At 44.6% G+C, this 26,326-nt stretch carries 15 protein-coding genes and 1 pseudogene; 12 read left to right on the top strand and 4 right to left on the bottom strand.

The window, feature by feature from the left end:
- Positions 1 to 41 precede the first annotated feature (41 nt).
- The 4 genes from EIM92_RS16665 to treR all read left to right on the top strand — a co-directional run bounded on the left by EIM92_RS16665 (position 42) and on the right by treR (position 6,089).
- Positions 42 to 1,151: a DNA alkylation repair protein gene (locus EIM92_RS16665; RefSeq protein ID WP_125083603.1), complete on the top strand. Its 1,110-nt coding sequence runs from the start codon at positions 42 to 44 to the stop codon at positions 1,149 to 1,151.
- 377 nt (positions 1,152 to 1,528) lie between these two features.
- A complete protein-coding gene (treC, locus tag EIM92_RS16660) occupies positions 1,529 to 3,247 on the top strand; it encodes an alpha,alpha-phosphotrehalase (RefSeq protein WP_125083602.1) in 1,719 nt (572 codons plus the stop codon).
- Positions 3,248 to 3,298: 51 nt separating this feature from the next.
- Complete coding sequence (gene treP / locus EIM92_RS16655; RefSeq protein WP_125083601.1) at positions 3,299 to 5,296, top strand: PTS system trehalose-specific EIIBC component; 1,998 nt, start codon at positions 3,299 to 3,301, stop codon at positions 5,294 to 5,296.
- Between the two features lie 64 nt (positions 5,297 to 5,360).
- Positions 5,361 to 6,089, top strand: coding sequence for a trehalose operon repressor (gene treR / locus EIM92_RS16650; protein WP_125083600.1), 729 nt, complete (start codon positions 5,361 to 5,363; stop codon positions 6,087 to 6,089).
- Positions 6,090 to 6,226: 137 nt separating this feature from the next.
- Here treR and EIM92_RS16645 read toward each other — a convergent pair whose 3' ends face one another.
- Positions 6,227 to 8,074: a hypothetical protein gene (locus EIM92_RS16645; RefSeq protein ID WP_125083599.1), complete on the bottom strand. Its 1,848-nt coding sequence runs from the start codon at positions 8,072 to 8,074 to the stop codon at positions 6,227 to 6,229.
- Positions 8,075 to 8,369: 295 nt separating this feature from the next.
- Positions 8,370 to 8,744 (bottom strand): hypothetical protein, encoded by a 375-nt coding sequence (locus EIM92_RS16640; RefSeq protein WP_125083598.1) that lies wholly within the window; start codon positions 8,742 to 8,744, stop codon positions 8,370 to 8,372.
- Positions 8,745 to 9,016: 272 nt separating this feature from the next.
- Between EIM92_RS16640 and EIM92_RS16635 the strand changes: the two genes are divergently transcribed.
- From EIM92_RS16635 to EIM92_RS16615, 5 genes and pseudogenes are all read left to right on the top strand, one after another.
- Positions 9,017 to 12,466, top strand: coding sequence for a glycoside hydrolase family 2 TIM barrel-domain containing protein (locus EIM92_RS16635; protein WP_125085243.1), 3,450 nt, complete (start codon positions 9,017 to 9,019; stop codon positions 12,464 to 12,466).
- Between the two features lie 235 nt (positions 12,467 to 12,701).
- The gene (locus EIM92_RS16630) at positions 12,702 to 14,141 is read left to right on the top strand and encodes a 6-phospho-beta-glucosidase (protein WP_125083597.1); all 1,440 of its coding nucleotides are present in this window, start codon (positions 12,702 to 12,704) and stop codon (positions 14,139 to 14,141) included.
- 264 nt (positions 14,142 to 14,405) lie between these two features.
- Positions 14,406 to 15,236: pseudogene (gene licT / locus EIM92_RS16625) on the top strand (BglG family transcription antiterminator LicT).
- A 249-nt stretch (positions 15,237 to 15,485) separates the two neighbouring features.
- Positions 15,486 to 17,369 (top strand): beta-glucoside-specific PTS transporter subunit IIABC, encoded by a 1,884-nt coding sequence (locus tag EIM92_RS16620; RefSeq protein WP_125083596.1) that lies wholly within the window; start codon positions 15,486 to 15,488, stop codon positions 17,367 to 17,369.
- Positions 17,370 to 17,525: 156 nt separating this feature from the next.
- Positions 17,526 to 18,839: a hemolysin family protein gene (locus EIM92_RS16615; protein WP_125083595.1), complete on the top strand. Its 1,314-nt coding sequence runs from the start codon at positions 17,526 to 17,528 to the stop codon at positions 18,837 to 18,839.
- A 28-nt stretch (positions 18,840 to 18,867) separates the two neighbouring features.
- Here the strand turns inward: EIM92_RS16615 and EIM92_RS16610 are convergent, their stop codons facing one another.
- A complete protein-coding gene (locus EIM92_RS16610; RefSeq protein WP_125083594.1) occupies positions 18,868 to 20,061 on the bottom strand; it encodes a M14 family metallopeptidase in 1,194 nt (397 codons plus the stop codon).
- 271 nt (positions 20,062 to 20,332) lie between these two features.
- On the opposite strand from EIM92_RS16610, the gene EIM92_RS16605 reads away from it, so the two are divergent.
- The 3 genes from EIM92_RS16605 to EIM92_RS16595 all read left to right on the top strand — a co-directional run bounded on the left by EIM92_RS16605 (position 20,333) and on the right by EIM92_RS16595 (position 24,517).
- On the top strand, positions 20,333 to 22,342 hold the full coding sequence (locus EIM92_RS16605; protein WP_125083593.1) for a serine hydrolase domain-containing protein: 2,010 nt from the start codon (positions 20,333 to 20,335) through the stop codon (positions 22,340 to 22,342).
- An 83-nt stretch (positions 22,343 to 22,425) separates the two neighbouring features.
- Positions 22,426 to 23,118 (top strand): response regulator transcription factor, encoded by a 693-nt coding sequence (locus EIM92_RS16600; RefSeq protein ID WP_246021437.1) that lies wholly within the window; start codon positions 22,426 to 22,428, stop codon positions 23,116 to 23,118.
- Complete coding sequence (locus tag EIM92_RS16595; RefSeq protein ID WP_246021025.1) at positions 23,105 to 24,517, top strand: HAMP domain-containing sensor histidine kinase; 1,413 nt, start codon at positions 23,105 to 23,107, stop codon at positions 24,515 to 24,517. The genes EIM92_RS16600 and EIM92_RS16595 overlap by 14 nt, the downstream gene beginning before the upstream one ends.
- Here the strand turns inward: EIM92_RS16595 and EIM92_RS16590 are convergent.
- Entirely contained in the window at positions 24,514 to 26,163 is a 1,650-nt protein-coding gene (locus EIM92_RS16590) for a catalase (RefSeq protein WP_125083591.1), read from the bottom strand. The two genes, EIM92_RS16595 and EIM92_RS16590, sit on opposite strands and share 4 nt — an antisense overlap.
- Positions 26,164 to 26,326: the final 163 nt, after the last annotated feature.

The following is a 26,326-nucleotide window of genomic DNA, read 5'->3' as shown; positions in this document are numbered from 1 at the left end:
TAATTCTAAATAAGTTTATAAGTTCGTAAGGGAGATTAGTAATGGCTGAGTCATTAAAATCGATGTATAACGTAGATTTTCTATATCAATTCGGCAACAAAATGCAGAAAGCTTATAGCAGCTTTGATCCTGGCAGATTTATTGAGGACGTAATGATTGATCCCTGGAATGAACTAGAGCTTAAAGATAGAATACGCCGTATCAGCTCTACGTTGGGACAGCATCTTCCCGACAATTATGAAGAGGCCCTTCAAATTCTTTATATGATAGACGAGGAATGCGTCGGATTTCCCTATTTGTTTTTTCCAGATTATGTTGAAGTCCATGGTCAATCGAACGAGCATTGGGAACTCTCTATGCAAGCATTGGAACGGTTTACTTCGAAGTCATCCGCCGAGTTTGCGGTTCGCAAATTTCTGCTGCGTGAGCCCGAACGGATGATGCAGCAAATGATGGTTTGGGCCAAGCATTCTAACGAGCATGTACGCCGTCTTGCCAGTGAGGGCTGTCGACCACGCTTGCCCTGGGGACAGGCCTTGCCCATGTTTAAACGTGATCCGAGTCCTGTGTTGGCATTGCTTGAGCAGCTGAAGGCCGATTCATCGCTATATGTCCGCAAAAGCGTTGCCAATAATTTAAATGATATCGCTAAAGATCATCCCGCGGTCGTTATAGGTCTCGCTCGTGAGTGGCTAGGTGACAATCCGGACACCGATTGGATCGTACGTCATGGTTGCCGCACAATGATTCGTAAAGCGGAACCCGAAATCATGAAGTTATTTGGTTACACAGAGTCGGTTGATATAGAAGAACTTATAACTTCCGTTTCTCTATCCGTCGACCAAGATGTATTGAAGATTGGCGAGAGCAGCATGCTGAACTATACCATTCAATTTCGCGAAAATAGTCCTGTACGCGTTCGCATCGAATACGGCATCGATTTTGTAAAAGCTAATGGCCTGACTTCGCGCAAATTATTCCGTTTGGCAGATAGAGACTTGCCCGGAGGAGCTCAACTTGAAGGCTCGCGGGAACATAGCTGGAAGGATCTGACCACCCGCCGCCATTATCCTGGCCAACACCGGATTGTTCTGCTGGTTAATGGGCGTGAGGTAGCATCAGCGTCCATTCAGCTTGTGTCTCCGTCATAGGCGATTCATCCTAAACAAATCGGCAACCTCATTTCCGTAAACAGATTGCGGTTTCTGCACATTTAGCTCAAATGGCAGATCAATTTCAGCAGGCTTCTTCTCATCGAATTAGTGGCGATCCCAAAAAGGCATCGAAAATCGAAAATTACATTTGAAAGAACGGAAACATAAAGAGCAGCAGAGCCTTCCCCTAGGGAAGGCTTTTTTGTCATATTTGTGAATGTGCGGTGCTGTATACTTTTTTAATTCTAACCAAAAATATTAGTCTCTTTAGTAAAAAGTGGGTATTTATATTTATAGGTTGACAGCCTGTATATACAGGTATAATATAACTTAAGCGCGACCTGTATATACAAGATGAAGGGGAGGGAAGCTTCGTGCAGATTAAGGGAAACCAACCTCAAGATTGGTGGAAAACTTCAACAGTTTATCAAGTATACCCAAAGAGCTTTAAGGATACGACCGGCCGGGGAACAGGAGATATTCGTGGAGTTACTGAGAAGCTGGATTATATAAAAGGATTAGGGATCGATATTGTATGGCTGCAGCCTGTTTATGTATCTCCGCAAAATGATAACGGTTACGATGTAGCGGATTATTACAACATCGATCCAGCATTTGGCACAATGGAAGATTTTGACGAACTTGTACGTGAGCTAAAAATTAGAGACATGCACTTGATGATTGATATAGTGGTGAATCATTCATCCACTGAGCATCGATGGTTCAAAGAGGCGAAATCGTCTCGGAATAACGCCTATCGCGACTATTATATTTGGAAGGATCCAGCCCCAGACGGAGGTCCGCCAAATAATTGGCAATCTAAATTCGGCGGTTCCGCATGGCAGTATGATGAAGGAACAGGGCAATATTTCTTAACACTGTTCGATAAAACGCAAGCGGATCTGAATTGGGAGAACAAGAAGGTTAGACAAGAGGTCGTGGATATACTTACCTTCTGGGCGGAGAAAGGTGTAAGCGGGTTCCGTATGGATGTCATTAACTTGATTTCCAAGGATCAGCGATTTCCGAATGATGACGGTTCCATTCCTCCTGGAGATGGCCGCAGATTCTATACGGATGGGCCTCGTGTTCATGAATACGTGAAAGAGCTGAATGAAAAAGTGTTCAGGCCCTATAATCTGGTTACGGTAGGAGAAATGTCATCCACGACGTTAGAGCATTGTATTTGTTACTCGAAGCCTGAGGAGAATGAATTCTCCATGACTTTCAATTTCCACCATTTGAAGGTGGATTATCCGAATGGTCAAAAATGGGAGTTAAAGCCGTATGATTTTGAGGAGCTGAAGCAGCTGCTCTCTGATTGGCAAATCGGCATGCAGCAGGGCGGAGGCTGGAATGCGCTATTCTTGAACAATCACGACCAACCAAGAGCACTCACAAGGTTTACCGACGATGACGAATACCGGGTGGAAAGCGCTAAGCTTCTAGCTACCACACTTCACGGCTTACAGGGGACGCCTTATGTTTATCAGGGTGAAGAAATAGGAATGCCTGATCCAAAATGGGGCGACATCTCGGAATTTCGCGACATCGAATCGCGTAATATGTATGAAATTCTTCAACAAAGAGGAAAAACGGCAGAAGAGGCAGCCCATATCGTACGGGTACGTTCTAGAGATAACTCACGTCTGCCAATGCTGTGGGACGATAGCGAGCAGGCAGGTTTTACGACGGGTACCCCTTGGATTAAGATCGATGAGCGTTATCCAACCATCAATGCGCGGTCGCAGGTGGAAGATCCGAAATCGATATATCATCACTACAGGAAATTAATCGAGCTGCGTAAAAATCTCGTGGTGCTGACGGACGGTATATACACTCGTCTTGATGAACAACATCCTCAGGTCTATGCCTATACAAGAAAAAATAAGGAGCAATCTCTAGTTGTTATCTCGAATTTTAGCCGAAATGAAGTACGATTCGAGCTTCCTGTCAAGTTCGCTGCAACTCTATCGACAGCAAGCTCAAAAGAGCTGCTCCTCGGCAATACGGAAAAGGCGCCGGAATTAGCGGTTAGCGTGAAGTTGCCACCATTTGGCTCATATATGTGGTTAATTAACACCGTTAATTGAATTATTTAATGATATGAACTACTATTTTTTAAAAGTCAGGAGCCGATGATAATGGCAAACATAGATCGCAAAAATGTAGAGCGGATCATTGAGGCCGTTGGCGGTAAAGATAATATTGAAGCCGCTACGCATTGCGTAACCAGATTACGATTTGCCCTTGCGGATGAAAGTAAGGTTGATTCCAAGGCTTTGGATGAAAATGAGCTCGTAAAAGGACAGTTCTTCACCCAAGGCCAATTTCAAGTTGTGATCGGGCCCGGGCTCGTTGATCAAGTCTACAATGAGATGATTCATCTTACCGGTGGGGCTCGGTCGTCCAAGGATGATGTAAAAACGCTCGCGAGTAAGAAACAGAACCCGTTGCAACGAGCAATTAAGACGCTTGCCGACATATTCATTCCGATTTTGCCCGCCATCGTGATGGCAGGTCTGCTTCTTGGAATTAATAATATATTGACTGGGCCAGATATTTTTTACCCAGGTCAATCTTTAATTGAAGTGCATCCAGAGTGGGCAGACGTAGCTTCGATTATTAATCTGATTGCAAGTACGGCCTTTACTTTTCTGCCGGTGCTGATCGGGTGGTCAGCGGTTCGGCAATTTGGTGGAAGTCCGCTGCTAGGTATCGTATTAGGTTTGATTCTCGTCAATCCGGATCTCATGAGCGCCTATCAATATGCCGATGCCAAGCTGGCAGGTACTGTTCCGGTGTGGAATCTGTTCGGATTTGAAGTGGAGAAAATCGGTTATCAGGGCCAGGTATTGCCAGTGCTTGTCTCGGCTTATATATTAGCGAAGATAGAGAAGCTGTTGAACAAGCGAGTGCATGATTCCATTAAGCTGCTTGTTGTGGCACCTGTAGCCTTGCTGGTTACCGGATTCCTTGCATTTATCGTCGTGGGTCCGGTCACTTTTGCCATAGGTAACGTCCTTACTTCAGGCTTGGTCAGCATTTTTGAATCCTTTACGGCATTAGGAGGTCTTATCTATGGTGGCCTATACTCCTTGCTTGTTATTACAGGAATGCATCACACTTTCCTAGCCGTTGATATTCAACTGATTGGCAGTCAAGGCGGGACATTTCTGTGGCCGATGCTGGCCTTAGCCAATATTGCGCAGGGTGCGGCAGCCCTGGCTATGATGTTTATTGCCAAAGAACAAAAAGCTAAGGGATTAGCAGTAACTTCATCGATCTCGGCCTTCTTAGGTGTTACCGAGCCAGCAATATTCGGCGTGAATGTCCGTCACAGATATCCGTTTATCTTTGGAATGATTGGTTCTGGAATTGCGGGGGTATTGTTAGCTCTAAATAATGTACTTGCGTCTTCGATTGGCGTAGGCGGCATTCCTGGTTTCTTATCGATCTTTCCGAACCAATGGGGAGTCTTCTTCTTAGGAATAGCCATTGTGCTTGTAATCCCCTTCACAGGGACGCTGTTGTACGGTAGATATCAGGTATCCAGACAATCCAGTCAACAGGTGCATAGCAGTTCGGACGGCATGGTGGCGAAACCACAAACAGAAACGAATGCAACTATAAACCGCATTGCAAATGAGAACAATAATAACTCCAATCAGCGAATGATAGAAATCGCAGCTCCAATCAGTGGACAAATTGTACCGTTGTCTGAAGTTCCTGACCCAGCTTTTGCGGAGAAACAAATGGGTCAAGGCATTGCCATTAAACCATCCGAAGGTAAGGTTTATGCTCCTTTTGACGGAACAGTTGCGCATTTGATTAAGAGCAAGCATGCTTTGATTCTTACGGATGTACACGGTATTCAAATATTGATTCATGTCGGCATTAACACCGTTTCCTTGAAAGGAGAAGGATTCACTTCATATGTAGAGACTGGGTCGAGCATTTCGAAAGGACAGCTGCTGCTGGAGTTCGATCAAGAGCGTATTGAACAAGCTGGACTTCCGATGATTACCCCGATTATTGTACCAGACGGCCAGAAAGGGATTCAGGTGGCTAAGGAATATGAAGGAGCAGCGATTCAAAACAAAGAACCGGTGCTTCGCGTTTCGCTTTCTTTGGAGTCCTGAGGACAGGGAATGGATATAATGACATTGCCGTAAATCATGATACAATAATGTTGGTGATCAGGTGATGAAGAATAATATATATTTGAATCTCTACAAGGATTACGCTGAACAAATCGATACAGGAGTATTACCGCCAGGAAGCAAGTTGCCTTCAGAAAATGAGTTGGCCGCAACTTACCAGATATCGAGAGAAACCGTGCGTAAGGGGCTAAATCTGCTGGCTCAGAACGGTTATATCAATAAAATTAAAGGAAAGGGTTCTTTCGTTCTGGATACCGGCAGGCTTAAATTTCCGATATCCGGTCTGGTTAGCTATAAAGAGCTGTCCGAGCGACTGGGCAAGAAGAGCCGGACCATCGTCCATGCTACCGAACGCGTTCGGGCTGGCAATGATATTGCAAAGGAATTGCGGATCGAAGCAGATCAGCCGATCTGGAAAGTAATTCGCTCCAGAGAAATCGACGGGGAGCGCATCATTCTGGATATCGATTATTTGCTTGCCGAAGTCGTGCCAGAGCTGACGAAGGAAATTGCCGCAGATTCCATTTATCAATATCTTGAACAAGAGCTGTTGCTGAAGATCAGCTACGCAGAGAAAGTGATATGCGTGGAAAGAGCTACAGACTTGGACCATCAGTACATGGAATTAAAAGATGATACGCATGTGGTTGTCGTTCGGGGGTATGTTCACCTGGAGGATACGACGCTTTTTCAATATACGGAGTCGAGACATCGGCTGGACAAGTTCCAATTTGTTGATTTTGCAAGAAGAATTTCTGTGACAGAGACATAGTTATAGTGATTATGACCGTTTTCTTAAGAGGACGGTCTATTTTTTTGAAGTCAAATTTTCAGTATTGATGATTATAACAGATAAGAACCCCTATGCTTTTATGGAGCATAGGGGTGAAGGAGAGATGCTAGCATGCATTATGGCTTTGCGTCCCTCCAATAGATGTAGGCATGTACAAGGGTTCCTTTAAACGAGGAATCCTTTAATAATTCCTGCAGCTTTGCAAGCTCTGCTTCCATGTAGGCTGCCCCTTCCTCATGGAAGGTAATATGCTGGCCTTCATGGCTTTCTTTCATTTCTACCGAAATGTAAATCGGCTTGCCTAGCTCATTCGCAAACGCGATTTCTTCTTTGGTAACGTCGATAATTCCATTGGATCCTTCGACTGAATCCCGGAAGGCCATGAGAGAGACATGATCCATACGATCAATCATCCACTTGCTAAGAGACATGTCTTCACCCGTAACCTTGTATTTATCTAGCCATACTGCCAAATCCATGCTTGCCTGTAGATTGGAGTCCTTTTTCAGTTCATTAACGAATACATCCATATTTGAGGTCCATTCGGTAATGATTTGCTGCGGATCAGTTCTCCATTCTGGGAGTACATAGGGTTCAATGTCTACATGGATTCCATGAAAACGTTCATCCCCTTGTACTGCGCGGTTATAGTCTTTTACGTAATTGACCAGCCTCATAATCCATGGCAAATTCTCTTCTAATGCCCAAGTTGGTGTTCCCCCTAAGGCATGCACTTCGATTCCAGCTGCTGCTGCTTCCTTGACAAATGAAGAGTATGAGCTGAACGGCTGTTGCAAATCTAACCGCACATATAGCCAATTCAGTTGTTTCTCCATCGCAAAATCAAGAATTTCCTGACTGTTCTCAATGACCTCATGAGCTTCCCAAACATAGGTGCCTCTTATGATCGGATCACGTAGAACGGCATCTGCCTCAGGCACCCAGTTGACTGGTTCGGGTTCAGGCTGCGGCTCAGGCACCGGTACAGGTTCTAAATCAGGTGCCGGATCTGGCGCTGGTTCAGGTTCGGGTACCGGTTTCGGAGAAGGGGAGTCTTCAGGCGGCGTGTCATCTCCTGCGCCATCCTTGTGCATATTTTTCCAATTTCGAATATCATGGATAGCTAGTCCTACAAAGGAGGAATGAGAGCTCAGATTAGTAGATAATAGCTGCAGTGTCTGTTCCATTTGCTCCTTGCTGTGTCCATGAAAGGTGGTGTGGACTGCGTGCGGCATCTCTTTGGTATTCACCGCAATCAAAACTTTTTTTCCCAACTTATCGGCGAGTTTAAGTTCATCTTGTGAGAGAATAATGATACCATTCTCAGAATCAATTTGATTCCGATAAGCCATCACCGTCACATGGTCAAAAGCATTTATGAGCCACTCGTTTAAGCTCGTGCCATTCGGCAGGGTGAAATCGTCAAACCAAAAGGGAATATCTATCCCTAGCTCTAGCCCTGATCCAGATAATTTGCCGAGAAATACTTTTAGATTACCTTCCCAGGATGAAATGATCGCATTATGATCGTCTTCCCACTGGGCAAGCACATACGGTTCGATATCGAGATGTACGCCATCGAATCGGCCTTCCGACGATACGTTGTCGTTATAGTTCATAACCCAATCAGCTAATCCAAGCATGTCATCCCGATGTTCCGTCAGTGCCCATCTTGGATCACCTCCCAAGGCATGAACCCTGATCTGCTCCTGATGTGCACGTTTTACAAAATTTTTGTACGTTTCTCTCGGCATTTGTCGATTGATCTGCAAGTAAATTAAGTTAATGCCTTCATTACGGGAAAAACTGAGGATTTGCTCCCCGCCATCCCTAATCATATCCGTTTGCCATATCCATGTAGCTTTAACCAATGATTTCTCTCCATAAACAGGGGGGGAGTGAATTCCCACCAGAACCAAGGCAACCAGAAGACTGACAAGCTTTTGGTGACCTTTCACAATCATGGTTTACCCTCCATTCCTCTCTAAGAAATTGATTTCTCTACAAAAACTGAACGGGGTTATTATAGCATTGAAATGAGAAAAATATATGAGCCGTTATTCTTACAGGACGAGTTTAATATAATGAACTATTTCAGGAGAGGTATAAAAGGAACTACTCCATTTATATCATGTATTAACATTTTGTAGATAAATGTTTAAATGTGTAATAATTTAAGGCTTACTACTTAGGAGAAAGGTTGTGCATTATTTGAAAATATAGTTAAAAAAAGGGTGCCAGTAGGCACCCTTCTCGGAATTATTGTCTAATAACGAGTACGTCTTGTGGTGGTCTCGCCGTGTTTTGAATTTGCGCAATCTCACTGTTTGTCAAGTTGCGGCCTACCAAAATTAATGAAGATGTGACATTGTTAAAGTTAAAATTACTTAGATTCGCTACGTTTTGGCTGCCACGGAACACACGGAATGAACCCTGGAAATTAATTTGTGAGAATAGAACCAACGTAACTTGAGAACTCTGAGCGACGTTTCTGAGTCTAAAGCTTGAGAGAGCATTGTTAAACCGGAATGCTCCAAGATCACGAATCGCTACACCACCACGTCTAAGCAGAATACGACGAACCGAAAAGTTGTTGCCAGACCAAAGAGCAAGACGAACATCTCTATTTGCCAAAGATATCACTCCTTTTATTTGGATTGGTATAGCTTATGCAATTCTAAGAGTTTGGTACGAGACAAATACAGTAGTGTAATAGTTTGTTTTTCGCGCAGTTTAGTATCGATATGTGAGCCTTAAAGTAGACGCTTAAAGAAAATGCTTAGAAAACCTTAGAACTGCTTCCAATCCCCTTCATCGTGCTGTTAAGCATGCTATAGTAGGAAGTAGTAATACTTTTGCAACTTAATATTGGATTAAAATTCATGAGGAAAGCGAGCATGCCAACCATGAATAAGAAGACATTGTTTAATGATGGATGGAAGTTTGCAAAAAGTGGTCTAGAGACGAAAGATGCTGTAGGTCTTTCTTTCCAACCTGTCGATATCCCCCATGATTGGCTGATCTACAATACGCTAGATCTATATGAAAACAGTATTGGCTGGTATCGTAAGAAATTTGACTTTTTCCAGGAAGGCAAACAGATTTTGCTAAGCTTTGAAGGAGTATATATGGATTCTTACGTTTATGTTAATGACCAACTTGTAGGTGAATGGAAATATGGGTATTCCTCATTTGAGCATGAGATTACGAATTATCTGATTGAGGGAGAGAATGAAATCCTTGTGAAGGTTGTGCACCAAAGCCCTAATAGCAGATGGTATTCAGGCGCAGGCATTTATCGTAACGTATGGCTCAAGGAGAGAGACCGAAATCATATTGTGACCGATGGCGTCTATATTTCGACGAAACAAATAGAACAAGGCTGGGAGATCGAGATCGACTCCGAGTTGAGCATTAACAAGGCGGTATACGTTTCCCATGCGATTCTGGATCAGGATGAGATTATCGCTGAAACATCAGACACAGTAACCGCTACCGACGCACCTACGACCGTAAATTGTCAAAAGTTGATCGTCCAGCAGCCTAAGCTTTGGAGCACTGATGAACCGAATCTTTACAAGCTCATTACTTGTCTGCAGATAGTTGGGCCGGGGCAAGGGAATGATCAACGGGAAGAGCCGGCCGAAGTAATTGAAATCGTTTTCCATAATATTGGATTTAGAAGTGTCCACCTCAATTCTGATCTTGGATTCTTTCTCAATGGGAAAAAGATGAAATTAAACGGGGTCTGCGAACATCATGATTTAGGAGCGCTCGGTGCTGCTTTTAATAAAACTGCATTGCGAAGAAGGCTTACCATTTTGAAGGAGATGGGAGCAAATGCGATACGTACAGCTCATAATATGCCTGCCAAAGAGCTGATGGACTTGGCGGACGAGATGGGGATGCTCGTCATTTCGGAAGCATTTGATATGTGGGAAAGATCGAAGACTACATTTGATTATGCAAGGTTTTTTAAGGAATGGGCACAACGTGATGTAAAAAGCTGGGTCATGCGGGACCGCAACCACCCGAGTCTGCTGATGTGGAGTATTGGAAATGAGATTTATGATACCCATGCCGATGAGCGAGGACAGGAAGTTACCCGAATGCTCATGGATGCCGTCCTGGAATTTGATCCGAAGCAGAATGCGAGAGTAACGATCGGTTCGAACTACATGCCTTGGGAGAATGCGCAGAAATGTGCGGATATCGTCAAAGTAGCAGGCTATAATTATGCGGAAAAATATTATGAGCAGCACCATAGGGAACATCCGGACTGGATCATTTATGGTAGCGAGACAGCCTCTGTTGTACAGAGCAGAGGTATTTATCATTTCCCCTTCGAACAATCCATTCTCTCCGATGATGATGAGCAGTGCTCAGCCCTTGGCAATAGTTCTACAAGCTGGGGCGCTAAATCTGCGGAGGCATGCATTTTGGCGGAACGGGACACCCCTTACTCACTGGGGCAATTTATATGGACGGGGTTTGACTATATCGGTGAGCCGACCCCGTACCATACAAAGAACTCGTATTTTGGGCAAATTGATACGGCTACATTTCCGAAAGATTCATACTATATTTATCAATCTGCCTGGACGGACTATAAGGTCAAGCCAATGGTGCATGTTCTGCCTTATTGGGATTTCAATCCCGGTCAAATGATCGATGTCCGAGTCTGCTCGAATGCGCCGAGAATCGAATTGCAGTTCAATGGGGAGACGGTAGGCATACATGATCTTGATCATGCGCATGGAACCGAGCTTGTCGGCTGGTGGAAAGTTCCTTATGCGCCAGGTGAACTGAAGGCAATCGCATATGACGAGGCTGGTCAAATCATTGCCACGGATATAAGATGCTCCTTCAGGGATGCGAAGAAGATTAAATTAAATGCAGACAAGGATCAGCTAATAGCCAATGGCACAGATCTTATTTTTGTAGAAATTACACTGGAAGATGAGGATGGGAATGCAGTAGAGAATGCTAATAACAGGGTACAGGTCAAGGTTATGGGAGCCGGGCGGCTGCTTGGCCTTGATAATGGGGACAGTACCGATTACGATCCGTACAAGGGCCGGAGTAGAAGGCTGTTTAGCGGCAAGCTGATGGCAATTATCGGTTCCACTTTAGAGCCTGGAGCGTTGCATATTAAAGTGACTTCCCGAGGTTTAGAAAGCGCAGAAGCGCAGTTTGAATCTCTCTCCGTGGAAGGATCTGTGCTCCTGGGAGTATCCGCGAGTACAGAGAATCAAAAGTTGCCGTGCATCATGGGGAATAGGGAGGAGATTCCGCTCCGCAAGATCGAATTGCTTAGCGAAGCTGGTCAACAATTTAATCCGGCGAGAAGGAAAATGGTCGTTAAGGCGAGATTCCATCCGCCAAATGCGTCCTATCAGGAGGTCGAATGGGCCGTCGTGAACGACGCGGGAATCGAATCGAACATTGCCAAAGTTGAAGCCAATGGTCAAGAAGCAAGGATTACAGCCCTAGGAGATGGGGAATTCCGGTTACGCTGCATGAGCAAGAACGGAACAGATTCAATTAAACAGATATCCCAATTGGAGTTTACAGCTGAGGGCCTAGGCGCTGCTTATAAGGATCCGTATAAATTTATTTCAGCGGGGTTATACGACTACAGTAAAGGTGAAGTTGGCAACGGGAACGAAAGGGGTATAGCTACAAGCAGGGACGGTGAAACTCACGTCGGATTCAGAGAGATTGATTTTGGCCCTTACGGCTCCGACACGATCACCATTCCGATATTTGCCTTATCCGGCGAAGAGTATCCGTTGGAAATCTGGGAAGGGATGCCAGGAGAGGAAGAAAGCTTACTGCTGGCCGATGTCATTTATCAGAAAGAGACAAGGTGGAATGTCTATCAGGAGGAGACGTACCTTTTGTCCAAAAGGCTGCGCGGCGTGACTTCGATTTGCTTCGTCTTACGGCAGAAGCTGCACATCAAAGGATTTTCCTTTGTGCTGAAGAACAGAGCCTTTGAGCAGAATATTGCTGCTCATAGCGACCGGATCTACGGTGATACGTATACGATAAGGGAAAATAGTGTCGAAGGAATCGGCAACAACGTGTCCCTCGTATTCGAGCAGATGGATTTTGGAAGTGAGGGGGTGAGCAAGCTCATCATTTCCGGTCGTTCATCGATCGACAAGAATACGATCCATGTCCGGTTTGCCTCTGAAGAGGGAGAAACCAGTCAGCTCGTCGAGTTTACGCAGACCGATGGGTATGAGGGACGTCAATTCGCTCTTGAGAAGATAAAAGGGATGCAGAAAGTAACTTTCATTTTTTTACCGGGAAGTAATTTCGATTTTGGCTGGTTTCGGTTTGAGAAATAAGGAATTATTTTGATTGTATATAAATTCGGTTGATGGTTGTTGACAGCTAACTGAATTATTGTTAGTGTTTTAGTATATAACTTTATTCAACATTATAGAATTCAAGGGATGTTACCAATCGGGCATAACCTGAACACTCCTGCTTGCACTTCGTGTGCGTGCCGGTGTTGTTCGGGTTTTTTTATATTCTAGCATCTTGCCCGAGACTAACACACATTTGAAAGGAGAACAATCGATGTACAATTCTGCTTTTCCGGAAAATTTCCTATGGGGTGGGGCGATCGCGGCGAATCAGGCCGAGGGAGGCTACCTTGATGATGGCAAAGGACTAACCTTGGTTGATTTGCTCCCAACGGGCGATAAGCGAAGAGAGATTATGAAAGGCAATGTTCCGTCTTTCACGCCATTGGCGGACGAGTTCTATCCTTCTCATGAGGCGATCGACTTTTATCACCGCTACAAGGAGGATATCGCGTTGTTCACCGAGATGGGCTTTAAGGCGTTGCGCGTCTCGATATCCTGGGCTCGTATTTATCCGACAGGAGAAGATGCTGTTCCGAATGAGGCGGGACTACAATTTTATGATGACCTGTTCGATGAGCTGCTGAAGAATAACATTCAGCCAGTAGTGACTCTGGCTCATTTCGACGTGCCTGTTGCTTTAATTGAGAAATACGGAAGCTGGCGAAACCGCAAGCTGGTCAACTTGTTCGAAACGTATGCCAAAACCGTTTTGGAGCGCTATAAGGACAAGGTAAAATATTGGTTGACCTTTAATGAAATCAATATGCTGCTTCACCTTCCATTCTTAGGAGCGGGCCTAGTTTTCAAAGAAGGCGACAATGTCATGCAAATTAAATACCAAGCGGCTCATCATCAGCTTGTCGCAAGCGCATTGGCTGTCAAAGCATGTCATGAGCTGATTCCGGATGCAGTTATCGGCTGCATGCTGGCTGCGGGAAGTTTCTACCCGTTTACCTGCAACCCGGAAGACGTATTTCAAGGTATGGAAAAAGATCGCGAGTCTTATTTTTTCATCGATGTGCAATCGCGGGGCGAATACCCAGGATATGCGAAACGGTTTTTCCGGGATCATGGGCTCAACATTGAGATGGAGCCTGGCGATGCTGATATATTGAAGAAACATACCGTTGATTACATCGGGTTCAGTTACTATTCCAGCCGGACGACAAGCACGGATCCAGAAGTGACAAAAAACATGACCAGCGGTAACGTGTTCGGCTCTGTTGCCAATCCTTATTTGGCCAAGTCGGAATGGGGCTGGACTATCGACCCTAAAGGCTTTCGAATTACTGCCAATCAGCTCTATGACCGCTATCAGAAACCCTTGTTCGTCGTGGAGAACGGTTTGGGTGCGGTCGATGAGGTAACACCCGAAGGAGAAGTTCTGGATGATTACCGTATCGATTATTTGAAGAGACATATTGCCGAAATGAACGAAGCGATCCAAGATGGTGTGGAAATTATCGGTTATACGAGCTGGGGCCCCATCGACATCGTCAGTGCATCTTCTGGTGAAATGAAAAAACGCTACGGTTATATTTACGTGGATCGTGACAATGAAGGGAAGGGGACTTTGCGGCGTATTAGGAAAAAAAGCTTCGAATGGTACAAGCAGGTTATTCAATCTAACGGTGGGAATTTAGGTGACTAAGCATCAGACGGTTTCACCCAAAGGAAGTCCTTCATGCGAAGGCTTCTTTTGGGGTTGAAAGCGTTGACAATAGCTAATGAACAAGCTAAACTTAGTTCTAAATTATTATTGTTAGGATTGTAACTGCTGCCGCAGGCAAAACCTATGCCGCAAGAATTTTAAGATCAAAGGTCTTAATTTATTTTGTTGCGCACTAGGTTTTTTTGTTCTACATAATAAGGGAGCAAGCAGCCGATTCTTGCCAAGTGTAAAGGACGGGAAAAAATGAAAGTAGCCAAAGTCATTAACAACAATGTTATCAGCGTCTTTCAGGAAGATGGAGCGGAATTGGTCGTTATGGGCAGGGGGATCGCATTCAAGAAAAAGCCTGGCGACGAGGTTGACGAGAGCCGGATCGAGAAAGTATTTGCGCTGAAAAACGAGCAGACTTCTGCTAATTTTAAAATGCTCCTGCGAGAGGTGCCGATTGAACTCGTCGTCATTGTGGAGGAAATGATCCAATATGCCAAACAGCAGCTAGGGAAGAAATTGAATGAGAATATTTATGTTTCCTTGACCGACCATATCAATTTTGCCATCGAAAGACAGCAGAAGGGTATGGAAATTAAGAACGTGATGCTATGGGAAATCAAACAGCTCTACAAAGAAGAATTTCAGATTGGTCTAAGAACGCTGAATCAGATTAAAGAGAAGTTCGGCATTGAGCTTCCTGAGGATGAAGCAGCCTTTATCGCCATTCATCTCATTACGGCGGAAATGAACGAAGAAGTCAACACAACGATGAATATTACCAAGTTTATGCAGAGCATTATTAATATTGTTAAATATCATTACAAAACGGAATTCGATGAGGAATCTTTGAGTTAATTCCGTTTTATTACCCATTTGAAATTTTTCGCACAGCGAGTATTTAAAGGGAAGCATTACGATAATAATTATGAGTCGCTCTACTTGATGATTAAAGAGAAGCACCAGGAAGCTGCTGCCTGTACCGAAAAAATTAAATTATTTGTTGAAAAAGAGTATGAACATGAGCTGACTAGCGAGGAAATGCTATATTTAACCGTACATATCGAGCGAATAGTAAATCGTTAACACGGCCCATAGACATGCAGAAATTTCGACAAAAAAATATATGCGTTGACAATTGATGAAAAGCGTTATATTCTATACCCAACACAACGATATAACATCTGTAATGGGATTGTTACTGGTCATGCAGGCAAAACCTAAGTAGTGATAAATAGGACAGAAGTGTCTAATATTTATCATCTGCTTAGGTTTTTTGTTTGCCCCTACATTCCAAAGTTTACCATTTTTACGTGAAGCATGGAGGTGCAGGTCATGAGTTATGAGAAATTAGCAAAAGAAATTATCCAAGGCGTTGGCGGCGAGAAGAATGTGGTCTCTCTTGTCCATTGCGCAACCCGTCTGCGGTTTGTTCTGAAGGACAATGCCAAAGCGGATAAAGCAAAACTTGAGAAAACCGTCGGTATTATAACGGTGAAGGAGAGCGGAGGTCAGTTTCAGGTTGTCATTGGCAATACCGTTCCAGAGGTGTATAGTGCGATCGGAGATATCTCCGGCATTTTGAAGGATTCGTCGAAGGCGGAAGAAAAGCCGCAAGCCAGAAGGTTTGGGTTAGGGAGCCTGATCGACGTTATTTCCAGTATTTTTGCTCCTCTGCTAGGCGTTATGGCGGGAGCCGGTATCCTGAAGGGCCTGCTTCTTATTGCTGAAAATTTCAATTGGCTGGAAAAGACGGAACCAACGTATATCATACTGTTTGCAGCAGCGGATAGCTTATTCTACTTCCTGCCTGTACTGCTGGCCGTTACAACAGCAAGAAAGTTCGGGGGAAATGTGTTTACGGCCGTGACGATCGCTGGAGCGCTTTTGTATCCATCAATCACAGCATTAAAAGATACGGAAGGACCAATTGATTTTTTTGGTATTCCTGTCGTTATGATGAGTTATTCGTCAACGGTTATTCCGATTATTCTATCAGTTATCATTATGAGTAAATTGGAGAAGCTTTGTAATCGATATATTCACGAAAGCGTCAAAAATTTTATTACGCCATTAATCTCTCTAGTTATCATGTTACCGCTTACCTTGATTGTGTTTGGACCATTCGGCGTCTATGTTGGTAACGGCATTGCAGATGCCTTGCTTGCCGTATTTGCTTTCAGTCCGCTTCTTGCAGGAGCAATCCTTGGCGCAGGCTGGCAGCTGCTCGTTATCTTCGGGGTTCACTGGGGACTTGTGCCGGTGTTCATTAATAATGTCGCGGTCTACGGCAAAGACAGTATTAAGCCACCGGCAACGGCTTCGGTATTTGCACAAACGGGTGCGGCTCTCGGTGTTATGTTAAAAACAAAGAATAAAAAGCTGAAAACTTTGGCTGGTTCAGCCACACTCTCCGCATTGTTCGGAATCACCGAACCAGCGGTTTATGGAGTAACTCTGCCGTTGAAACGACCGTTTATCGCGGGCGTCATTGGTGGGGGCGTAGGCGGAGCGATCATCGGCCAGGCGGGTACGCAGGCATTTGCATCGGGCGCCCCAGGACTTTTGACTTTACCTATTTTTTACGGACCTGGTGGTCAAGGTTTTCCAGGACTTATTTTAGGAATTACGACATCCTTTATTCTTTCAGCTGTGCTAACTTATATTTTGGGCTTTAAAGATCCTGTTGAGGAGGAAGAGAAGGGGCAAGAAATAGTTAAGTCGGTGATCGCTCCTTCTGGTGATAGAACTGCTGATAAATTAAGTGTCACTGCATTAAGTCCTATTAGCGGTACTATAGTTTCTTTGGAGGATGTGCCGGATCCAGCATTTTCTTCCGAAGCGATGGGCAAGGGAATCGCGATTGAGCCAGATTCTGGACGAGTCGTAGCTCCTTTTGATGGGACGGTAACGGTCGCGTTTAAGAAGAAGCATGCTCTAGCTGTAGTGTCGGATGAAGGCGCGGAGATTTTGATTCATGTCGGAATCGATACGGTCAAGCTGAATGGCGAATTCTTCAGCACTCATATACAAGAAGGGGATCGCGTAAAAGCAGGACAGTTGCTTCTCGAATTTGATCTAGAACAGATCCGGGCGGCAGGCTACCATACAGTTACACCGGTGATCGTTACGAACACACTGGACTACAGTGATGTGCTCCCACTCCAGAACAGGCAAATTCGTGAACAGGAGGAGCTCATGCATATTGTTGCAAAATAATAAAACCATATAAATATTGTAAAGACCGTTTCCTTAGGAAACGGTCTTTTGAATTGAATGATTGTTTTCCTTCATAATAAGTTATAATGTTAATAAAAGGAATATTGGAAGGTGCCCTTGCTTTTATTGAGAAGTTAATTTGAGGAGGACAACAACTTGACATTTGAAGTCATCGTTTTGATCGTGTTGATTCTGGTTAATGCTTTTTTTGCTGCATCGGAAATTTCCTTAATTTCTATTAATGATAATAAGATAAGACTGCTGGCGAAAGAGGGCAATCGAAAAGCGGCTATTATTCACAAGTTGGTTTCCGAACCTAGTGGATTTTTAGCGACAATTCAAATTGGAATTACTTTGGCAGGTTTTTTAGCTAGTGCTTTTGCAGCAGACAGTTTTTCAAGCATATTAGTGGACTATTTGCTTTCATTAGGAATGACAATATCTCCAGCACTTCTAGATAAGCTGGCTGTCATTGCAATCACGCTTATTTTGTCATATTTTACATTAGTGTTTGGGGAACTCGTGCCCAAGCGATTGGCCATGAAGAAGCCAGAACCGATTGCCATGCTTGCAGCCATTCCTCTTAATGCATTGTCCATTGTGGCATCCCCATTCGTTAAGCTGTTAACGGCGTCTACAAATGTAGTGGTCCGGTTGTTTGGTGTAGATCCTAATGCAGAAGATGAAGAAGCCTCAGAAGAGGAAATCCGCATGCTGGTAGACGCTGGTTTGGAGAGAGGGACGATCCAACAAAGTGAACGGAGGATCATCCATAATCTGTTTGATTTTGACGATAAAACAGCCTCCGAGCTCATGACGCATCGTGTTGATATGAAGGCAATTCATGCTGGGATTTCACGAGACGAAATCATCAAAGTTGTAGCTTCAGAGCGCTTTACCAGATTCCCGGTATATGACGAAGGCCTTGATAGTATCATAGGGATACTGCATGTCAAGGATCTCATCAGATATTTGACATCTAATGAAGAGGGAGTGTGGGACATCTACTCGATCCTTCGATCGCCGTACTTCGTAACAGAATCTAAAAAAGGCGATGAATTACTGGAGGAGCTTCAGCAGAACCGTGAGCACATGGCAGTAGTTATTGATGAGTATGGCGGTACAGCAGGCATCGTAACGATGGAAGATTTGATCGAAGACATCGTAGGGCATATTTTTGACGAGCATGATGAAAAGGAAACGGATTATGAACAGGTGGATGAGAATACTCATGTTTTTTTAGGCACCTGCCATCTGGATGAAGTAAATGAGATTTTAAACACGAACCTTCCTGAGGGCAGCTACGACACTTTGAGCGGGTTTGTGATTGGGACATTGGGACGTATTCCAGCCATGCAGGAGCAACCTGAATTTGAATTTAACGGATACCTTTTCAAAGTAGCGGAAGTGGGCAAGCGGCGTATCCATAAAATTCGTGTAACAAAAAAAGTGCAAGAAACAAAAAATTGAACTAGGAATCCATTAGAAATGACAATAATTACAAATACAAGCTGGCCAAGAGTATGCCCAGGCTTTCTTCGTAAATTTCATTAAATTGTCCAAGGGGTAGTGGATTCACGCCCCGTCCAAGTTCAACCGTAAATCCTGGGCGTCTCCAATCTTGAATGAACCAGTCTTTGTAGCCTGCATAGCTTTCTATGGTTTGTACAGGTTCATAGCCGCTTACTCTGGCAAATTCATTGACCATCGTTTCGGAAATGGGCGGCTCCAGGTTCTGGAAGCCCCAGTAAATCACCCTGCCTTGGGTATGGAAAGCAAGCACATGTGCGAAATTACTTTGCCGCGTTAATTCAGCCATAGCGATGGCTTCCGGTTCGGTTAGCGGCGCCGTGCCTGGATAATCCCTCGGGCCTGGTTCCGTTGTTGGATTCCTAGCCACCTCTAGTTCCCAAAGAGCGGGAAACTGGTCGTTCAGATCGACACCGCGAATATTCGCTTTCCATCCCCGAAAATCAGTATTGCCACCATTGTAGGACAAGACATTACTGCGATAAGGCTCATCTGCCGGAAGGCCATTGATGACAAGATCCACCCCGTCAGGATTGACCATAGGTACTAGAGATAACGTAACCAGCTCATAAAATGGATACATAAGGAGTCCGCGAATACCGCCGCTATTTGTCAGTGCAAGTGCATATTCATTTAAAAATTTAACTAATACCGGTGTCGTAATCCATTCATTCGCATGAAATGAGCCGTTTACGTGAACACTCCTGCTTCCTTGCCCGATTCTGATTTCCGGGATCGGTTTGTCCATGACGGAGGCTCCAATATTCCGCTGTCTAAGAAAGGGATAAATATCGATTAAACGATTAAGGTCGGAGCGAAGCGCTTGATAATCATAAGGCTGCTGTACGTCAACGACGAACCAAGTGACTTTGAGCGGAAGCCGAAGCTGCTGACCTACAGCTAAATTGTTCGGATTTACCGATTGGTTTAGCAATAAAATCGCATCGAGAGGGTATCCCCGCTCCCTGGAGAGTCTCCAGACCGAGTCGCCAAGCTTTACTTGATAGTCAATAAACACCAGGCCAGGAATGTCAACTTCTTGACCAGGGTTAAGATTAGCAGCGTCCAGCCCGGGGTTTGAATCGATGACAAGACGTAAAGGCAAATTAAAAAGCTGGCTGTAATACCAGAGCGTATCTCCGCTTCGAACTTTTACCCGTATAATAAACCCTCCTGCTCACGAGAATCTCTTTTTAATATCCTATGAAACAAAGTAGTCAATCCATGCTTTAAATAACATTGTGGATCATGCTAATCACCTCTACCTAAAATAGCTTCAAGCTTGTAATTCATCATAGACATGCCATTTAAATATGAAGGAATAACTTTTCATATAGAATCATTCACTTTACATTAAGGTTGTATAAAAAGCGGATTAAGATTAGCCGCTTATACTGGCGTTGTACAAATAATAGTGAGAGGAGAACTAAATAATGAACAAATGGCGTGTGGTCCGGGCCAAAGCCATCGTTGCTTTGGGAGCGGTAATATTAGCGAATGCAATTGGGGGAGGAGGGATAGTCCCAGGCATCACAGCTGCAGCATTGGAACAGGGGCCACAGGATCCGCAGGAAGTAGCCCAGTTTCTTGATAATTTCTTCGCAGAATCTGAAATCAAGGAGAATTTGGCTGGAGCTGTAGTCGTTGTGGTAAAAGGTGAGAAGATGCTCGCTAAGAAAGGATATGGGTATGCCGATATGGAGCGGAAGTTGCCCGTAGAACCAGATCGCACCGTCTTTAGAATCGCTTCGGCATCGAAAGTGATTACCGCAATGGCAGTAATGCAGCTCGCCGAGCGAGAGAAGATTGATTTAAATGCTGACCTATCGGAATACCTGGGTGGTGTTCGGATTCCCAATCAAACAGGTACTCCGTTGACCATGCGAAATTTATTGACAAACAGCACCGGATTTGATTATGGGGATACCTCCGAATTGACTACGGCAGATTTGAATCGGGAAGTTTCCTTAACAAGCTTTATCAAGAATAGCATTCCCACGGTCGTTCGTGAGCCCGGTAAGTACTATTCTTATGATAATCTTGGTTTCACCATGCAGGGATATGTTATTGAGCAGGTGACGGGACAGCCCTTTGAAGACTATGTACGTGAGCATATCTTTCACCCGCTCGGAATGACAAACAGCGACTTCCGATTTACGGCCAAAGTCAAAGAGCAGTTAGCTGTGCCTTATAATGTGATGGGTGAGCAGATTGCTGATTATGCCACGGTACCGACAGTTCTTCCCACGGGCGGCATGTTCTCTACGGGTACAGATATGGGGAAGCTTATGATGGCTTACCTGAACGGCGGTAAGCTTGGCGACAAACAAGTTTTAGAGGAGAAAACGGCAGCCGAGATGATATCGCCTCAGTTGGCTATTCATTCCAAGCTACCTAATATGGCATATGGATTTGAATATTCCAACCAGCAAATCTATAACGGACGCAACGTAGTAGAGAAAGGGGGGGATATACCTGGATACCATAGCGCTATGTGGCTGCTGCCAGACGAGAATGTTGGCCTTTACGTGAATGTGAATAAAGACTTTGAGCTTCGCCTTTCGTTATTGGATGCTTTTATGGATCATTATTATCCTGAGAAGCCCTCCGCTGGTTCGAAGCAAGTTCCCGAAATATCTTCTCTGACTCAATTCGAAGGTGTCTACAGTGATCTGCGCAATCGCATGTGGACAACTCGCATTCAAGCCGATAAAGGCATGCTGATCGCCACGGATCCACTGGGTGAGCGCCGTCTACGTCAGATCGAACCGTTGTTGTTTGAGGACGAGAATGGGGTAAAAGCCGCATTCGCTTTAAATGAAGACGGAACCGTAAAAGCCATTTACTATGATCAGAAGTCGGATAGCTGGTCAATTAAGCTGCAGCCACCATCCGCTTATCCTGATATCGCGGACGATCACCCTTATGCGCCTTATATCTATCACCTGCGACAGTTGGAAGTCATCGGGGAAGAGAGCAAAGAGGCAGCTTTTGAACCCGATAAACCGATTTCAAGAGGGGAGTTCATCGCCTGGTTCATCCGTTGGGCGGGTATTGCTCCATCCAGACAGGCCCCAGTATTTTCAGACGTACAAATAAGTCCCTATGCCAAGGAAATCCAAGCTGCTTATGAGTTCGGTGTAATCAAAGGTTCTGGCAGCGATCGCTTCTCACCGGAGCAGCCGATAACTCGGGGTGAAGCGGCGACGATCGTTTGGAATTTGGCCTCGATTCATCTTAAAGCAGCTCCGGAGGAAGTGAAACTTAGCGGAACAACAGATTCTTGGGCTCAAAAGGGAGTGAAGTATGTTATAGCAAAAGGTCTATACGGCCCTGATATAACCGAGAAAGCTCACGGGGCCGTCGATTATCGGTCGCAGGAGGCAATGTTGAGGAAGGAGGCAGCCGCTGTATTATCGAAGTTTGCAGATAACTTATTTTGATCCGCATATTCCCTTTTGTTAGCAGGATTCTTTGCCAGCAAAAGGGAATATCATGTTAAATGAATAGGCAAGAGGTGATTGTGATCAAGGTAATTTTAATTATTGACGACGAAAAGGAGATTCGTGAACTGCTTGCCATTTACCTAAAAAATTACGGGTACGTGACATATGAAGCGGCTAACGGACAGGAAGCACTCGATATCTTCCATAAAAAGCAGATTGATCTTGTTCTAGCTGATATTATGATGCCTGAGATGGACGGCACCCAATTGCTTCGGAATTTGCGGCAGAACTCCCATGTTCCTTTTCTCTTTATATCTGCCAAATCCGGCGATATGGACAAAATTAACGGTCTGCAACTCGTTGCGGACGATTATATTAGTAAACCATTCAATCCACTAGAAGTTGTGAGCCGGGTTCAGGCCATATTTCGCCGTACGGAATCATATGCGCTTGCGGAGCGTCAAGAACCGGAGCTTATCGAAATCGGCGATGTGGCGTTGGATCTGCTAAGCTGTAAGCTATATAAAAGCAGATTGCAGAAGGATACGACATCCTATGAGTTTAAAATTTTAGCTTTATTGATGAAGCATGCAGGACGTGTGTTTACGAAGGCACATATTTATGAGCAGGTCTGGGGAGAGGAATACATGGGAGATGAGAACTTAATTATGGTGTATGTTAGCAAGATTAGAGACAAAATTGAAGACAACCCTAGAAAGCCTTCCTATCTCGTAACGATTAGGGGGCTCGGCTACCGTTTTGAAAAAAGATAAGTATTGTGCTCGCAAGCGGCCGCTGAAACGGATGTTTTTGTTCAATTATTTGGCCATAGTCGGTCTTATGCTGGCGGTCATCGCGGTGTCCTTGATTAACATGGATTTTATCATGAATCACTTTATTGAGAAGTCTCCTGATTTTAAACAAATCAACTCTGCAGATCTTTATAGTTCAAGCGGCGAACTTAACGGTAGTTGGCCCGAACAATATGGCGGATGGCTTGAGCTTGTGGATGAAGAAGGGAATATTGTAGCGGTTGAAGGGGAGAAGCTGGATGATATTGTTTCCTACCAGAATGATCGCCTATTTGCTGAAATGGATCTTTACCGTAGCGGGCATTCCACGATCTACCACGCGTATTCGGTTGCAGCGACCAGCGGAGAGACCTATGTCTTGTTATGGAAAATTCCCGAAAGGACGTTAAATTCAATTCTCGCACTTGGTATTTTTTTGTTTTCTCTCATCGTGTTTCTTATGACCGGCTTATATTTTTACACACAATATTCAGTTCGGCAAATGAAAAAGCCACTGCAGCAAATCATTGATGGCATTAAGAAGATGGAACGGCTTCATTATGGCACAAGGCTAGATTTCGAAGCGGAAAAAGAGTTTGCTGAGATTCGTGATGCTTTCAATGGCATGGCTGAACGATTACAGCAGGCATCTGCCGATAAGGAAAAGGCCGAAATACATAAGCAAAATCTATTGCTGCATTTATCGCATGATTTGAAGACGCCGATAACGTCTATTCTGGGCTATTCGCAACTTCTTCTCGACCATCCATTATCAGACGAAAAGGAGCGGCGCAAATATGTGCAGTACATTCATGGTAAATCCTCTTACATGAGCAAGCTGATTCAAGATCTATTCGAGCTGGCAAAATTAGACGATCATCATCTGAGCCTAGATCTGCAAGTAGTCAACTTGACCAAATGGTATCAGCAAGCAATGGCCGAATTTTACACTGAAATTGAACATGCAGGATTCCGATTGCGAGCCGAAATTCCTGAGACCCCACTATATGTAATGATCGACCATATGCAAATGAATCGCGTTGTTGGCAATTTAATCAGCAATGCGCTGAAATATAATCCGGAGGGCACAGAGCTTTATGTCTCTTGCGATAAAAGAGCCGGAAGCGCGGTATTGAGCTTTGGTGATAATGGTGTCGGTTTTACGGAGCAGGAAAGGGAAGAGCTGTTCATGGAATTTGTGCGAGGTACTTCAGCCAACAAGGATGGTACAGGACTGGGACTCGCAATTTGCAGGAAAATCATCGCACGTCACCAGGGTTCGATAGAGCTTGTTACAAGCGCGAAGTACCCGACACTATTCCACATCAACCTACCGCTTGCGAATGGCAGCGAGGATGTTCATTCATTAAGATTAATCTAGTATGGATCAGCTTCGTGGCTTTTCTCCACGGCCTCTTTGGTGGCTTCGTTCGCAGCCAAGGAGCCTTGACCAAATTTCGATTTGCCGGCCTCACGGCCAGGTAGCTGGTTATCCTGTTTCAATTCCTGCATCTTTTTCATAATTTTATCGATACCTTCCCTCACGCGGCGGCCATACTCCTCATCGGCTTGGGTGAAGTGTTCGATCATAGCCTCTTGAATTCGTTTGTCGCATACCGCAAGCGCTTCGGACAGGTTTTTGATCAGCTCATCGCGTTCCCAATCTTCAAAGCTCCGGTATGTATTGCCCGCTTGCCCGTAGTTGTTCGGACGATCGATCGGCGCACTCATTGCTGCCGCATTATACACCGGGCGGTGTTGAGGACGATCTTCCATATTTGCTTCCTGAAAGCCGCCAATCATTGAGGGTTCATAGTTAATATGCGGGTTCTCTCCAGATTCTTTCGGATCGCGTATATCCATTTGACCTCGCTGTTGATTCGTACGAACAGGCACTTTCGGCGCGTTCACAGGCAATTTCAAATAGTTTGCACCTATGCGATAGCGCTGGGTATCTGAGTAGGAGAAGGTACGACCCTGAAGCATTTTATCATCGGAGAAGTCCATTCCATCAACAAGTACGCCGGTACCGAAGGCAGCTTGCTCAATTTCTGCGTGGAAGTCCACGGGGTTACGATCCAAAACCATGCGACCGAGAGGCAGCCATGGAAATAGATCCTCCGGCCATAGCTTCGTATCATCAAGGGGATCAAAATCAAGCTCCGGGTGATAACCATCCTCCATGATTTGAACAAAGAGCTCCCATTCTGGGTAATCGCCACGATCGATTGCTTCAAATAAGTCTTGTGTCGCATGACCAACGTTTTTTGCTTGAATGGCATTAGCTTCTTCCTGAGTCAAATTTCGGATCCCTTGCTTAGGCTCCCAATGATATTTCACTAGCACAGCCTCGCCTTTGTCGTTGACCCATTTGTAGGTATTAACGCCTGAACCCTGCATATGACGGTATGTTGCGGGAATACCCCAAGGAGAGAACAGGAAAGTAATCATATGTGTTGCTTCGGGGGAACGTGAGACGAAATCAAACATCCGCTGAGGATGCGACACGTTAGACACGGGATCCGCTTTAAATGCATGAATCATATCCGGAAATTTCATCGCGTCGCGGATAAAGAAAATCTTTAGATTGTTACCAACGAGATCCCAATTACCGTCTTCTGTATACATCTTTACAGCAAAGCCGCGGGGATCGCGTGCGGTTTCCGGCGAATCTTTTGCTCCTGCTACTGTAGAGAAGCGAACCATTAACGGTGTTCTTTTTCCAGCGCCGGAGAATACTTTTGCCCGAGTATACTTCTCGACCGGTTCATTTCCGACCTTTCCGTAAGTTTCAAAATAACCGAAAGCTCCAGTTCCGCGAGCATGAACAACGCGTTCCGGGACCTCTTCTCGGTCAAAATGGGAAATCTTCTCAATAAAATGGTAATTCTCCAGTGTGGCTGGGCCACGATTCCCGATTGTTCGAATGTTTTGGTTATCTTTTACAGGATGGCCTTGACGTGTTGTCAGTATCTCGCGGCTTACATCTTGTTCGTTTAAAGCCTTTATATTTTTATTCTCTCCCAAAATGAAAACCTCCTTAAAGTGGTTACGAATATCTTAACCAACATGAAAGCAGTATATTCAAAAAAATAGGCGAGTTGACGAGAATTACCAAAAAAGATGTCAAACGATAGACAGGAAATAATTGACAAGTTCGAGTGGGATAGTTTAGAATAAAAATAACTTA

It is taken from the genome of Paenibacillus lentus, from assembly GCF_003931855.1.
Taxonomy (GTDB): domain Bacteria; phylum Bacillota; class Bacilli; order Paenibacillales; family Paenibacillaceae; genus Fontibacillus; species Fontibacillus lentus.
Note: the sequence above shows the minus strand (reverse complement) of the source record. Positions and strands in the feature narration are given on the sequence as shown.